Source organism: Paenibacillus sp. FSL K6-1217 (assembly GCF_045040735.1).
GTDB lineage: Bacteria > Bacillota > Bacilli > Paenibacillales > Paenibacillaceae > Paenibacillus_AQ.
This window is the reverse complement of record NZ_CP150271.1, coordinates 1,935,317-1,949,345: the sequence shown is the minus strand read 5'-3', so window position 1 is coordinate 1,949,345 and position 14,029 is coordinate 1,935,317. Positions and strand designations below refer to the sequence as shown.

13 protein-coding genes are annotated in these 14,029 nt (G+C 54.7%); 10 read left to right on the top strand and 3 right to left on the bottom strand.

Features of this window, described 5'->3' with window-relative positions:
- Nucleotides 1–8: 8 nt before the first annotated feature.
- Nucleotides 9–764 carry a DeoR/GlpR family DNA-binding transcription regulator gene (locus MHH28_RS08580; RefSeq protein WP_405113937.1) on the bottom strand — a complete coding sequence of 252 codons (756 nt, stop codon included), beginning with the start codon at nucleotides 762–764 and terminating at the stop codon, nucleotides 9–11.
- Between the two features lie 267 nt (nucleotides 765–1,031).
- Between MHH28_RS08580 and MHH28_RS08575 the strand changes: the two genes are divergently transcribed.
- The 5 genes from MHH28_RS08575 (at nucleotide 1,032) to MHH28_RS08555 (ending at nucleotide 7,265) form a co-directional block, all read left to right on the top strand.
- Nucleotides 1,032–2,183 carry an iron-containing alcohol dehydrogenase gene (locus MHH28_RS08575; RefSeq protein ID WP_405113935.1) on the top strand — a complete coding sequence of 384 codons (1,152 nt, stop codon included), beginning with the start codon at nucleotides 1,032–1,034 and terminating at the stop codon, nucleotides 2,181–2,183.
- Between the two features lie 30 nt (nucleotides 2,184–2,213).
- Nucleotides 2,214–3,686 (top strand): rhamnulokinase, encoded by a 1,473-nt coding sequence (gene rhaB, locus MHH28_RS08570; protein WP_405113933.1) that lies wholly within the window; start codon nucleotides 2,214–2,216, stop codon nucleotides 3,684–3,686.
- 16 nt (nucleotides 3,687–3,702) lie between these two features.
- The gene (gene rhaA / locus MHH28_RS08565) at nucleotides 3,703–4,959 is read left to right on the top strand and encodes an L-rhamnose isomerase (protein ID WP_405113931.1); all 1,257 of its coding nucleotides are present in this window, start codon (nucleotides 3,703–3,705) and stop codon (nucleotides 4,957–4,959) included.
- A gap of 24 nt (nucleotides 4,960–4,983) precedes the next feature.
- Nucleotides 4,984–5,829 carry a rhamnulose-1-phosphate aldolase gene (gene rhaD, locus MHH28_RS08560; protein WP_405113929.1) on the top strand — a complete coding sequence of 282 codons (846 nt, stop codon included), beginning with the start codon at nucleotides 4,984–4,986 and terminating at the stop codon, nucleotides 5,827–5,829.
- Nucleotides 5,830–6,170: 341 nt separating this feature from the next.
- The gene (locus tag MHH28_RS08555; RefSeq protein WP_405113927.1) at nucleotides 6,171–7,265 is read left to right on the top strand and encodes an NADH:flavin oxidoreductase; all 1,095 of its coding nucleotides are present in this window, start codon (nucleotides 6,171–6,173) and stop codon (nucleotides 7,263–7,265) included.
- Nucleotides 7,266–7,385: 120 nt separating this feature from the next.
- On the opposite strand, the gene MHH28_RS08550 is transcribed toward MHH28_RS08555, so the two are convergent.
- Together MHH28_RS08550 and MHH28_RS08545 are read right to left on the bottom strand one after the other, a co-directional pair.
- Nucleotides 7,386–7,862, bottom strand: a complete 477-nt coding sequence (locus tag MHH28_RS08550) for a hypothetical protein (RefSeq protein ID WP_405113925.1) — start codon at nucleotides 7,860–7,862, stop codon at nucleotides 7,386–7,388.
- The gene (locus tag MHH28_RS08545; RefSeq protein WP_405113923.1) at nucleotides 7,859–8,641 is read right to left on the bottom strand and encodes a MerR family transcriptional regulator; all 783 of its coding nucleotides are present in this window, start codon (nucleotides 8,639–8,641) and stop codon (nucleotides 7,859–7,861) included. The genes MHH28_RS08550 and MHH28_RS08545 overlap by 4 nt, the downstream gene beginning before the upstream one ends.
- A gap of 175 nt (nucleotides 8,642–8,816) precedes the next feature.
- Between MHH28_RS08545 and miaB the strand changes: the two genes are divergently transcribed.
- The 5 genes from miaB to MHH28_RS08520 all read left to right on the top strand — a co-directional run bounded on the left by miaB (nucleotide 8,817) and on the right by MHH28_RS08520 (nucleotide 13,862).
- A complete protein-coding gene (miaB, locus tag MHH28_RS08540; protein ID WP_405113921.1) occupies nucleotides 8,817–10,367 on the top strand; it encodes a tRNA (N6-isopentenyl adenosine(37)-C2)-methylthiotransferase MiaB in 1,551 nt (516 codons plus the stop codon).
- A 24-nt stretch (nucleotides 10,368–10,391) separates the two neighbouring features.
- Complete coding sequence (locus tag MHH28_RS08535) at nucleotides 10,392–10,844, top strand: RicAFT regulatory complex protein RicA family protein (RefSeq protein ID WP_405113919.1); 453 nt, start codon at nucleotides 10,392–10,394, stop codon at nucleotides 10,842–10,844.
- Nucleotides 10,845–10,984: 140 nt separating this feature from the next.
- Entirely contained in the window at nucleotides 10,985–11,755 is a 771-nt protein-coding gene (locus tag MHH28_RS08530; protein ID WP_036699096.1) for an NUDIX domain-containing protein, read from the top strand.
- A gap of 48 nt (nucleotides 11,756–11,803) precedes the next feature.
- Entirely contained in the window at nucleotides 11,804–12,346 is a 543-nt protein-coding gene (locus MHH28_RS08525; protein WP_405113916.1) for a cysteine hydrolase family protein, read from the top strand.
- Nucleotides 12,347–12,410: 64 nt separating this feature from the next.
- The gene (locus tag MHH28_RS08520; RefSeq protein WP_405113914.1) at nucleotides 12,411–13,862 is read left to right on the top strand and encodes a nicotinate phosphoribosyltransferase; all 1,452 of its coding nucleotides are present in this window, start codon (nucleotides 12,411–12,413) and stop codon (nucleotides 13,860–13,862) included.
- Nucleotides 13,863–14,029: the final 167 nt, after the last annotated feature.

Genomic DNA, 14,029 nt, shown 5'->3' with positions numbered 1-14,029 from the left:
TCGTGATATTAATACAATACTTCCACATTCTTCTCGGACAACAGCTTCAGCCACGCTTCTGAAGGCTTGCGGTCGGTAATCAGCACATCGATCCGGCTTAGCTCTGCGAGCCTGGCGAAGGCCGTCTGGTCGAACTTGGTATGGTCAGCCAGAAGGACTACCTTGTGGGCTTGGCGCAGCATGTATTTCTTCAGCTCACATTCCGGTTCATTGGAATCGGTGACTCCGCGGTCCATGTCAAGGGCCTTGCAGCTGATTACGGCGGTGTCCACATTGTAGCGCTGAATGGTCTCATGGGCTACGGGGCCGACAAGCGATAAGGAACGGTGGCGGAGGGAGCCGCCTGTGGAAATAATGCTCAGACTTGAACTCGCGAACTCATGGAGAATGTTGATGGAGTTGGTGATGATCGTCAGATTGCTTTTATTACCCAGAAGCTTGAGGAATTCAAACGCAGTCGAGCTGGGGTCCACCATCAGCGTATCCCCGTCATTGATCAGATCCAGCGCCTGGATCGCTATTCTTCGTTTGATATCCGTATTGAGCGCACCCCGGGTCAGAAAAGGCAAATCCTCATTGGTGTGCCTGTTCAGCATGGCTCCGCCGTAGGTCCGGCTTACAATGCCATCCTTCTCCAGCTTCTCCAGGTCCCTGCGGATCGTCTCCTCTGTAACCTCGAACATCCGGCTCAGATCAGAGACCAGCACCCGTTTGTCCTGATGGACAAGGTCGATTATTTTTTTGCGTCTTTCGGCAGCGAGCATACGTTATCACCTTTCTCGGAATTGATAGTCTTAATATAGACTGTTATTTCTGTGTTGTACAACATAATGAACCCCATTTGCTTCTTAAACCCACATAAGGGATGGCTTATTTCCCACATAACAAACATTAAACAAATAAAAACAACATATTTAGTATTTAATTTGTTGACAACACAGATTTAGGGCGGTACGATGAGAAGGTCAACAGGGAGAGGTATGCTTACAGTGTTCATTCATTATTCATGTGCCCGGGAGGCTGGTTAAGCAATGAGTACTCATGTCTATTATGTGCCGTCAATCAACATTATGGGGAAGGGCTGTCTGAAGGACATTGCCCCGTACCTTCAAGAGCTGAAACTGAACAAGGCGCTTGTAGTCACAGACAAGTTCCTGATGAAGAGCGGAATCGCCGGCAGGCTGCTTGCTGTGCTGGATGAAGCGGGAATCCATTATGCGGTATATGATGAAGTGAAGCCGAACCCCACCTGCAAAAATGTCCATGAGGGCGTTGCGTTCCTGAAGCAGCATGAATGTGACTATCTGATCTCCATCGGCGGCGGCTCGCCGCAGGATACGGCCAAGGCCATCGGGATTGTAGCCACCAACGGCGGGCACATTGCCGATTATGAGGGCGTTCACAAATCCGTCCATAAATCTCTGCCGATTGTAGCGGTGAATACAACGGCCGGAACTTCAAGTGAAGTGACGATCAACTATGTGATTACTGATGAAGAGCGCAAGATCAAAATGGTCATGGTAGACAAGAACAGTATCGCCACCATCTCGGTGAATGATCCTGAGCTGATGATAGATAAGCCTGCCGCCCTGACGGCAGCTACGGGCATGGATGCGCTGACGCATGCGATTGAGGCACTGGTCACTCCGGGCGCCTACCCGGTAACCGATGCTACGGCACTGGCTGCGGTAGAGCTGATCTTCGGCAATCTGGCGAGGACGGTAACGAACGGAGGGGATATTGAAGCGCGTGAGCAGATGGTCTATGCGATCTTCCTAGGCGGCCTCGCCTTCAATAACGCAGGCTTAGGCTATGTGCATGCCATGGCGCATCAGCTAGGCGGTGTGTATGATCTGCCGCACGGCGTATGCAATGCATTGCTGCTGCCTTATGTGGAAGAAGAGAATGCCAAGCATGTGCCGGAGAAATTCAGAGCGATTGCCAGAGCAGCCGGTATGCAGACTGAAGGACGCAGCGACAAGGAATGTGCGGATTACGTCATCGAGTCGATCAAGGCACTGTCCAAGGAGGTTGGCATTCCTGCCAAGCTGTCTGAGCTGGGTGTAGCTGAAGTAGATCTTGATCTGCTCGCCGAGAATGCGATGAAGGATGCCTGCGCACCCGGTAACCCTTTTATTCCTACCAAAGATGAAGTAATCGCGTTATTCCGCAAAATTCTGTAAATCAACCTCCCATAGAATAGGAGATTCCCTATGACCTATCATATCGCCGTCGATATCGGCGCCTCCAGCGGCCGGCTTGTACTCGGACAGCTCGTGGACGGGAGCCTCCAGCTTACGGAGCTTCACCGTTTCAGCAATGCCTTCACGGAGCAGGACGGCTCCTGCTTCTGGGATATGGATTATTTATTCGATGAAATTATTAAAGGTCTGCACCAGGCGAAGCTAAGAGGCATTCACGAATGCACCCTCGGGATTGATACCTGGGCGGTAGATTATGTGCTGCTGGATGCCGAAGGCAAGCGGGTGAATGAGGTCTATGCCTACCGTGACCGCCGGACGGACGGGGTGATGGAGGAAGTCGGAAAGCAGCTCCCGCCGCATCAGGTGTACGCCAAGACGGGGATACAGCAGCTTCCCTTCAATACGCTGTATCAGCTGTATACGCATGACCGGGAAGAGCTGGAGGCTGCCGATCAGATCCTGCTGGTGCCGGATTATCTCTACTACCGGCTGGGCGGGCGCAAAATCAACGAGGTTACCAATGCATCCACGACACAGCTGCTGAATCTCGCCACCCGTGATTTCGATCCGGAGCTGCTGGAATTCTTGCATCTGCGCAGAGAGCAGTTCGCCAGACTGACGGAGCCTGGTGAGGAGCTTGGCTTCCTCTCAGCGGAGCTGGTAGAGAGCTATGATCTGCCGGAGTGCCGCCTGATCTGCGTTGCCACACATGACACAGCATCTGCGGTACTCGGTGTGCCTGCTCAGAAGGACCGTGCGTCAGCCTACCTTAGTAGCGGAACTTGGTCTCTCTTGGGAGTCGAGCTTGACCACCCGATCATTGACAGCAGAGCGATGGCAGCCAATTATACCAATGAATGGGGCGCTTACGGGACTTACCGGTTCCTGAAGAATATTATGGGCCTCTGGCTGATCCAGGAAGTTCGCAGACTGGACGGCGAAAGGTACAGCTTCGCGGAACTGGCAGAGCAGGCCGCTGAATGTGCAGCCTTCCGCAGCCTGATTCCCTGCAATCATCCGCGGTTCCTGAACCCGGACGATATGATTCAGGAGATCCGCCAAGCCTGCCAGGAGAGAGGCCAGCCTGTGCCGCAGACGCCGGGCGAGCTGGCCCGCTGTATCTTCGACAGTCTGGCGCTATCCTACCGCAGCTATCTCGCAGAGCTTGAAGAGCTTACGGGGGAGCGCACCGAAGTGGTGCAGATTGTCGGCGGCGGCGCTAACAACAGACTGCTGTGCCAACTGACAGCGGATGTTACCGGCAAGGAGGTACTGGCCGGACCGACCGAATCCACAGCCCTGGGGAATCTGGCTGTGCAGATGATTGAGGCGGGGCGCATGGCTGACATCCATGAAGCCCGGCAGATCATCGGCCAGTCCTTCGCGATTCAGTCTTATCTGCCGCAGCCGGTTCCTCAGCTGGCGGAGCTGCTGGTCCGCTGGGAGCAGCTTCAACGGGAAGAGAATGTTCATAATACGTAATTTAGGAGGCAACAGCATGGACCAGAGCATCGTAAGCAGCTACAACGAAGCCAAGAAATTATATGCAGCCCATGGGATTCATACGGATGAGGTACTGGAGAAGCTGGCGCAGATCAAAGTATCGCTGCACTGCTGGCAGGGTGACGATGTGCGCGGCTTCCTGTTCAAGGATAAAGAGCTGAGCGGCGGCATTGCCGTGACCGGCAGCTATCCCGGCAGGGCTGGTACACCGGATGAGCTGCGTCAGGATCTGGAGAAGGCCCTCTCGCTGATTCCCGGTAAGCACAAGGTCAATCTGCATGCGATCTATGCCGATACGAAGGAGCAGGTGGACCTGGATGAGCTGGAGCCGCGCCATTTCGCCGGCTGGGTAGAATGGGCCAAGGAGCAGGGCTTAGGTCTTGATTTCAATCCGACCTGCTTCTCGCATCCGAAGGCAGCGGACGGTTTCACCCTCAGCCATGCGGACGAAGAGATCCGCAGCTTCTGGATTAAGCATTGCAAGGCTTCCCGCAGCATTGCCGAGCACTTCGGCCGCGAGCTGGGCCAGCCGTGTGTAACGAATTTCTGGGTGCCGGACGGCTACAAGGATACTCCGGTGGACCGGCTGGCACCGCGCATGCGCCTGAAGGAATCGCTGGATGAAATCTTCAGCGAGGAGATGGATCCGCAGTACACGATCGATGCCGTGGAGAGCAAGCTGTTCGGCATCGGCTCGGAGAGCTACGTTGTCGGATCACATGAGTTCTATATGGGCTACGCCCTTACACGGGGCAAAGCGCTCTGTCTGGATGCCGGGCATTTCCATCCGACCGAAGTGATCTCTAACAAGCTCAGCTCGATCCTGATGTTCAGCGAACAACTGCTGCTGCATGTCAGCAGACCAGTCCGCTGGGACAGTGATCATGTAGTTACCATGGACGATGAGCTGCTGGAGATTGCCCGTGAGCTGGTCCGCGGGGATCTGCTGCCGCGTACACATATCGGCCTCGACTTCTTCGACGGCAGCATCAATCACCTGGCGGCTTGGGTCATCGGCACCCGCAATACGCTCAAGGCCCTGCTGCGCGCTATGCTGGAGCCGGTAGAGGCGCTTCGGGCCATTGAACGGGCCGGAGATTACACCTCGCGGCTGGCCCTGGTGGAAGAATTCAAGTCCTATCCGTTCGGTGCAGTCTGGGATTACTACTGCGCTTCGCAGGGGACCCCGGTCCGCGAGGGGTGGCTGGCTGAAGTGAAGAGCTATGAGCAGGAAGTCCTGGCACACAGATAAGATTTTTAGAAGGAGAGAGCGCATATGAGTACTTCCGTAATTGAATCCAAGGGGTATATATCCGGCGTCACAGCGCCTTTTATCGAGGAAATGTCCGAAATCACCCATCACATGTGGTCCCTGGGCTGGGATGAGCTGAACGGCGGCAATGTCAGTTACCTGCTGGATGAAGAAGAGGTAGCCAAGTATATCAATATCCGCGAGCCGCTGCGTACGATCAGCCTGACCTTCCCTGTAACCGAGCTGGCGGGCAAATACTTCATCGTTACCGGATCAGGCAAGTATTTCCGCAATGTGATCAAGGACCCGGAAGCTAACCTGGGTGTACTTCGTGTCAGCAGCGGCGGCGAGAGCGTGGAGGTATTGTGGGGACTGCGCAGCGGCGCTGTTCCGACCAGTGAGCTTGCTTCCCACTTCATGAGCCACATCGAGCGGTTGAAGGTAGATCCCGCGCACCGGATTGTGCTGCATACCCATGCAACGAATGTGATTGCCATGACGTTCACCCATGATTTGGATGAGCTGAAATTCACCAAGACTCTGTGGGAGATGTGCACGGAATGTCTGGTGGTCTTCCCGGATGGCGTCAGCGTCATTCCCTGGATGGTTCCGGGCAGCAGTGAGATCGGGCGGGCCACCGCGGATAAAATGAAGGATTACCGAGTGGTCATCTGGCCGCAGCATGGCATCTTCGTGACTGGCCAGACTATGGATGCGACGTTCGGATTAGTAGAGACCATTGAGAAGGCCGCCATCGTCTATAATCTGATCGGCGGACGAGAAATCAAGCAGAAGATTACCGATCAGCAGCTGGCGGATCTGGCTGCAGCCTTCCGGGTGACTCCGAAAGCCGGCGTGTTGGATGTATGACGCCTATTCTAACTCCCTTGTTAACCTAAGCGAATCGGTACTGACGGACCGGAGAGACCTTATTCCCAGGAAAACACCGCTTTGTGCGGCGAAACGGACCGAGGGGACCTTATCGTCTCTGTAAACGATGTTTAGGAGCATACTATCGGTGAATAAGGTCTATGGGGTCCGTTGCTTGCCCCAATTGTGACTTGCAACCGGAATAAGTGCTGCTTAGTCCGTTACGCCAAGCCAAACGCCCACGAAGAATACCCCTGTCACAGTATTTGCATTTGCCGCCGGAAACCGTCATACTATGCTTACTTAAAGTAATCATCGTATGAATTGGAGGCTAGTGGATTATGAATGTTGCTGCATTGTTTGAACCTTTTGAATACGGAGGCCTTTCTCTCCGCAACCGTGTGGTGATGGCACCGATGACCCGGGTGCATTCCCCTGGAGGCGTACCCGGTCCTGAGGTTGCAGCGTATTACCGCCGCCGCGCGGAAGGCGGGGTAGGCCTGATCATAACGGAAGGCACAGCCATTGATCATCCGGCGGCGGTCAGCCATCAGGATATCCCGAACTTCCATGGCGAAGCCGCCCTGGAGGGCTGGGCGCAGGTCGTGCGCGAGGTGCATGCCGCCGGGGGCAAGATTATGCCACAGCTCTGGCATGTCGGCATGGCCCGCAGTATCGGTGAGGGGCCTAACGCTTCGGCGCTGCCAATTGGCCCGTCCGGGCTGAGTCTGGCCGGAGAGCAGGTAACGGAGCCGATGACGAAGAGCGCGATTCAAGCAATCGTCAGTGCCTTTGCCAAGGCGGCGAAGGCTGCCAAAGCCATCGGATTCGACGGAATTGAGCTGCACGGTGCCCACGGCTATCTGATCGACCAGTTCTTCTGGGAGAAGACCAACCGCCGGACCGATGAATACGGCGGCGATCTGGAAGCGCGCACCACCTTTGCGGTGGAAGTGGTCGATGCCTGCCGCCGCGCGGTAGGACCGGATTTCCCGATCATCCTACGTTTCTCGCAGTGGAAAGCCGGAGCCTATGACGCGAAGCTGGCTGAGACTCCTGAGGACCTGGCCCGCTTCCTGGCTCCGCTCAGCAATGCGGGCGTGGATATCTTCCACTGCTCGACCCGGCGGTTCTGGGAGCCGGAATTCGCTGGCTCGGAGCTTAACCTGGCAGGCTGGACGAAGAAGATCACGGGCAAGCCTGCCATTACAGTAGGTTCTGTGGGACTGGATAGTGCGTTCACCAGTGCGGTCACGGAGAAGAACCAGGACGACAATATCGACCGTCTGCTGGAACGCCTGGAACGGGCTGAATTCGATCTGGTAGCAGTAGGCCGGGCGCTGATCAGCGATCCTGCATGGCCTGCCAAGGTGCAGGCGGGCAAGCCGGACGAGATTATTCCGTTCACCTCCGAGGCGACCCAGACTTTGTACTAATCAATAGAGCTTGATCTGTAACACCCTGTGCCAAGCCATTAGGTTAGACTTCAAGTCTATCAGCTCATGGCTGCCCGCATGGGGTGTTCTTTTTTGTCCGTGAAGCTTAATTCTTATCCGTTATCCCGGCCCCAAGCGGAAATTCTTCTCGCAAACAGCCTTCGCTTTATCACCTCTGGATTTGTGAGTTGCGACTACCTCTCCGTCATACAGAATGGTACAGCTGATCCAGCTGGCCGCCTCATCCTTGTCTGCCTGCACCTTAGTGGAGGTTAGCGGGATGAAGGTGTCCTTGGGGACGGTAAATTCCTCTCTGTAAGGAACTTCGATAGTATCCAGATAGACACTTTCCGGATGCTTCCGGGCATCGATGTCCACCTCCAGATTAACTGCCGAATCGCTGTCACTTTCAATTAGCACCTCTACCCGTATGGCATCGGCATCCGGTTCAGCCTGTACTGGGGAGGGCTCAGCGGTCATTCCCTCCTTGGGTTCTTGTGTTATTCCGCAGGCCGATAATAGAAGCAGTGCACTGGCCAGCAGGGTTGTCCTTCCTATTTTCCTGAACATCATCTCTAATTGTTTAGCGTTACTCATGTCTGTTCTCCTTTCCTGGTGTGCAGATAATAGCGGATCATCTCGTCTACAAAAGACATGAATGCGCGATCCATGCCCATTACGACAGGCTCTGCCCCGTCAGCGGGTCTGATCTGCTCCCAATACTTATCCAGCAGCTTGGCGTCACCCTCGAATAGCTCCAGTGCCTTGTCGTACAACCGGCCCGCCAGATGTTGTGCTTCTGGAGAATAGGGAGATGAGGACTTTAACCGTACTGCCTGCTCCAAAATATCCAAAAGCTCCTCCATCTGCCGGTTGTTGCTGCCAAGCACAGGGAGATGCTGAAGAATCCCGGTTTCCTTAGCCGTAAAGGGTGAATCCTCCGTGAATTCGGCAGGTATGATTTCTCCGCTCAAAGGGCGGTTATTCATGGCACTAATGATGTGCGTCAGATCCTGCAAATTCTCTGTTCCCTTGAGCCGGATGGCATGAATGGTTGACCGGAGATAATACTGCTTGCGGCTTAACTCTTCCTTCTTCTGTTCTATCAGCTCTATCTGCTCGTTTAATGAAGCGATCCAATTATCATCTTCTTGCGCAGAATGCTTATTCTCTAACAGCCCTTTAATCTGTTCCAAGGTATAGCCGACCGATTTCAATAAAAGAATTTTTTGAAGCCGGAGGATGGCTTTGGCATCATAATAGCGGTATCCGTTCTCTGAAATAAGTGTGGGCTGTAACAGCGCAATTTGTTCATAGTGATACAAGGTTCTTTTGCTGATATTTGCTGTCTTCGCTAACTCCCCGATGCGGATCATAGTTCCGTTCCCTCCTCAACAACACTATAAACGATAACGTATACGTTATAGTAAAGCTTTTAAATCCAACTTGACCCCGGATATAGAATGGTATCTATTGGGATTCTTATGATATAATTTTACACTAGAAAAGCTCTGAAAATACGGGGACATCAGCAGAGGATGTGACTTTAGCATGGTGAAGGGGAGCAAGGATTACGGGCAGTATTTCGATTTCACGGATGCCAAACTGATCAGCGAGACTGAAGGCAAGACCACCTACCGGATCAAAGGCAGAAACGTGCAGATCAACAGCCAGCCCGATTACAAGGAAGGCAAGCGGCGGGGCAAGGAAGAGATTGAGGTACACTATCATTTCGAGATTCCGCCGGAGATGGAGGATTTCGGGGCAGGCAAGAGCTATCATATTACTACCTACGGCTGCCAGATGAATGAGCATGACACGGAGACGATGAAGGGGATGCTGGAGCAGCTCGGGTACCGGGCGGCCGAAGACCGCAGCGAGGCTGATATTATTCTACTTAATACATGTGCGATCCGTGAGAATGCGGAGGATAAGGTATTCGGCGAGCTGGGCCATCTCAAAACACTGAAGCTGGAGAAGCCGGGCCTGCTGCTCGGAATCTGCGGCTGTATGTCCCAGGAGGAGGGCGTGGTCAACCGGATCATGAGCCGGTACGGCTTCGTCGATCTGATCTTCGGCACCCATAACATCCACCGCCTGCCGCAGCTGATCAAGGAAGCGGTGTTCAGCCGCGAACTGGTCATCGAGGTCTGGTCCAAGGAAGGCGATATCATTGAGAATCTGCCGAAGAAGCGGGAGGGCCTGCGCGCTTGGGTGAACATTATGTACGGCTGCGACAAGTTCTGTACCTATTGCATTGTGCCGTTCACCCGTGGGAAGGAGCGGAGCAGGCGTCCGGAGGATGTCATTGCCGAGGTGCGGGAGCTGGCCCGCCAGGGGTTCAAGGAAGTGACGCTGCTGGGACAGAATGTGAATGCCTACGGCAAGGATTTTACCGACATCGATTATACCTTCGGCGACCTGATGGACGACATGCGGAGGATCGATATTCCGCGTATCCGGTTCATGACCTCGCATCCGCGTGATTTTGACGATAAACTCATTCATGTGCTGGGCAAAGGCGGGAATCTGGTGGAGCATATTCATCTGCCGGTGCAGTCTGGAAGCACAGCGGTGCTGAAGCGCATGAGCCGCAAATATACCCGTGAAGCCTACCTGGAGCTGGTCCGCAAGATTAAGGCAGGCGTGCCGGATGCGGTGCTGACTACCGATATTATTGTCGGCTTCCCCGGTGAGACGGAGGAGCAGTTCGAGGAGACACTGTCCCTGGTGCGCGAAGTAGGGTATGATATGGCGTATACCTTCATTTATTCTCCGCGCGAAGGGACTCCGGCAGCCGGGATGGAGGATAATGTTCCGCCAGAGGTCAAGAGCGGACGCCTCCAGCGTCTGAATGATCTGATCAAGGAGCAGAGCCGGCTGGGGAATGAGCGGATGCTGGGCCAGCGGGTGGAGGTTCTGGTGGAAGGCGAGAGCAAGAATAATGCCCGGATGCTGGCCGGACGTACCCGTGACAGCAAGCTGGTGCATTTTGAAGGCCCGTCCTCCCTGATTGGCACGCTGGTGCAGGTGAGCATTACCGGCGCGAAGACTTGGTACATCCAGGGGGACTATCAGGCGGAAGCCGCAGCGGTCCTCTAATTATAGAGAAATGGGGCGAGAAGAATGAGCCAGGAAGAAGCACGACTGAATCAATATGGCATGCAGACCCACAATACCCGCGATTTAATTGTACGTGAGGATATTATGGGCAAAGCGAAGGACTTGGCTGCACTCATCTCCACCAGTGAGGAGGTCCGTCATTTCCAGCAGGCCGAGCAGAAGATCCTGAATCACGAGCGTGTGCAGGGACTTATTGCTACCATTAAGAAGAAGCAGAAGGAGATCGTCGCGTTCGAGAGCTTCAAGAATCAGGCGATGGTCGAGAAGATTGAGCGTGAGATTGAAGCGCTGCAGGATGAGATCGACAGCATCCCGGTCGTGAACGAGTTCCAGCAGAGCCAGAGCGATATCAATTATCTGCTGCAGATGGTGATTTCAGTGATCAGGGATACCGTCTCGGATAAAATCAATGTGGAAGCAGGCACCGAAGCGCCGCCCTCCACTTGCGGAGATTAAGGCAGAACCCCCGGGGGCGGATGTGAATCCGTCCCTTTTACATAAGCTGGCGCGCTGCTCCGGTTGATTTTGGGCGGACAGGTTTGGTACATTAAAAGATACGAACAGCAAACAATAGCTGCGGCAAAGGATGATCTAAAGTGACTGAGAACGCGGAACAAACCTATAACGCCAAGAAATACCGCACTCCGGATGGCGTTCCGGCGGATATTGTCATGTTTACACTGACCAAGCGCGAGCGGAAGACCGTCACGAAGACGCTGCCGCTGCGCGAGCTGAAGGTGATGCTGGTCCGGCGCAAAAAGTGGCCGTGTGCGGGCATGTGGGCCCTGCCGGGCGGCTTTTGCCAGGAGGATGAATCGATCTATGATGCCGCTACACGCGAGCTGAAGGAAGAGACCGGCGTGGACGGCGGACATTTGGAATATCTCGGCGTCTACAGCCAGCCGGGCCGGGATCCGCGCGGCTGGATTATCAGCCATGCCTTCTTTGCACTGGTAGAGGAGTGGATGCTGGAGCAGCGGCAGGCCTCGGATGATGCGGGCGAGGTTGGCCTGTTCACACTGCAGGAAGCGCTGGAGGAGCTGGAGCTGGCTTTTGACCACCATGATATTATTACCGATGCCTACCTGCGGATTCAGCAGCAGATGCTGCAGACGACGATTGCCCGGCAGTTCCTGCCGCGCCATTTCACGCTCAGCGAGCTGTACCAGGTGATCCAGACGGTGGTGCCGGAATTCAAAGAACCGAATTTTATCCGCAAAATTACGTCAACACGCAGCCGTCAGGGTATATTAAAAGAAGTGAGCGATGAAGCGGGCAATCCGCTCAGCTCCAATCAATATTCCCAGCGCCCGGCACAGCTCTATATGTTCACGGACCATGAGCCGTTGTTGTCCATCTATACGTAAGCTAACGGGAAGTGCAGGCCCATTAACCTTTTAGGAGGCTGTCATGCTATGAGAGCACTGATTGCAATTGATTTCACGAATGATTTTGTTGACGGGAATCTGCCTGTCGGCCAGCCCGGCATCGATATTGCGCCTAGAGTCAGTGAATTGACGGAGCAATTCGTGCGCAGCGGGGACTTTGTGGTGATGGCTGTAGACCTGCATGAAGCAGGTGATCCGTATCACCCGGAGACCAAGTTGTTTCCGCCGCATAATCTGCGGGGAAGCCAGGGGCGTGAGCTGTACGGCAGCCTGAAGACTGTCTACGAGGAGAACCGGGAAGCCGTCTACTGGATGGACAAAACGCGTTACAGCGCCTTCTGCGGCACGGATCTTGCGCTGAAGCTGCGTGAGCGGGGCATTACCGAGGTGCATCTGATCGGAGTGTGTACGGATATCTGTGTGCTGCATACGGCAGTGGATGCTTACAACCACGGCTTCGAGATCATCGTGCATGAGGATGCCGTAGCCAGCTTCAACCCGGACGGCCACGTGTGGGCGCTGGGACACTTCCGCGGCAGTCTTGGCGCGAAGGTCGTCACGGCGGAATAGAGTTCCAACACAATAGCAGCTGCAGAGCCCTTATACAGCAGTGCATACATTAGGAGATGAGGACTTGAGGAGAGAACTTGCTCTACATACAGACAAATATCAGATTAATATGATGTACGCCCACTGGATGAATGGTACCCACAAGCGCAAGGCCGTGTTTGAAGCCTACTTCCGCAAGCTTCCGTTCGGCAACGGGTTCGCCGTGTTCGCGGGGCTTGAGCGGATAGCCCAGTATATCGCCGAGCTGCGGTTCACGGAAGACGATATCCGCTACCTGTCGGAGCAGGAGGAGAACTATGCACCGGCATTCCTGGAGGAGCTGCTGCAGTTCCATTTCCAGGGCAGCCTCCATTCCATGAAGGAAGGGGCACTGGTCTTCCAGGATGAGCCGCTGATCCGGGTGGAAGGCACGATTATGGAGGCGCAGCTTGTAGAGACGGCAATCCTGAACTTCATGAACTATCAGACGCTGATCGCTACTAAGGCCTCGCGGATCAAGCAGGTGGCCCCGGACGACACGCTGCTGGAGTTCGGAACGCGCCGTGCGCAGGAAGCGGATGCCGCAGTGTGGGGCGCACGCGCCGCCTATGTCGGCGGCTTCCATGCAACCTCGAACATGCTGGCCGGCAAAAAGTTCGGCATCCCTACGAAGGGCACCCATGCCCATTCCTGGGTGCAGAGCTTCCCAAGCGAGCAGGAGGCGTTCGACGCTTACGCCAGAGTGATGCCGGACGGCGTGACGCTGCTGGTGGATACCTTCGATACCCTGCGCAGCGGGGTGCCGAATGCCATCAACACGGCGAAGAAGCTGGAGGCACAGGGCAAACGGATGAACGGTATCCGGCTGGACAGCGGTGACCTTGCTTATCTGTCCCGCAAGGCGCGTGAGATGCTGGATGAAGCCGGGCTGCAGTATGTGAAGATTGTGGCCTCCAATGATCTGGATGAGAACACCATCATGAACTTGAAGTCGCAGGGGGCTGCAATCGATACATGGGGTGTCGGAACCCAGTTGATTACCGCTGCGGATCAGCCTTCGCTGGGCGGCGTCTACAAGCTTGTCGAGATTGAAGCCCCGAGCGGCGAGATGATCCCCACGATCAAGATCTCTTCCAATCCCGAGAAGGTATCTACGCCCGGCAAAAAGGAAGTCTACCGCATTATTGGCCAGAATGGCAAGGCACTGGCTGATTATATCAGCTTCGCCGATGAGGCTGCGCCCCGCAGCGGTGTCCGGCTGAAGCTGTTCAACCCGCTGCACCCTTATATGAAGAAGCATGTGGAGCGCTACGACGCTCTGCGGATGCTGGAGCCGATTGTGGTGAACGGCTTCCAGGTCTATACCCTGCCGGAGCTGGCGGAGATCCGCCGTTACCATGAGGAGCAGCTGGACCTCTTCTGGCCGGAGTACCTGCGCAAGCTGAACCCGGAAGTCTTCCGCGTGAATCTCAGCGAACAGTTATGGAACCGCAAGCAGCAGCTGATTGCGGAGCATATGATTACGGATGTGGAGTAGAACCTGGCCCGAATTTCATTAGAACCAGAATATAGTCAGCCCTCTCAGGCCTGCCGTGCGAACTCGGTGGTATGAGGGGGCTTTTTGTGTGAGCGACCATTTACTCATTGACAGCAAGTCTCTAAAATCATATATTTAAAATATTCCAATTAACAGATTTGGAAGAA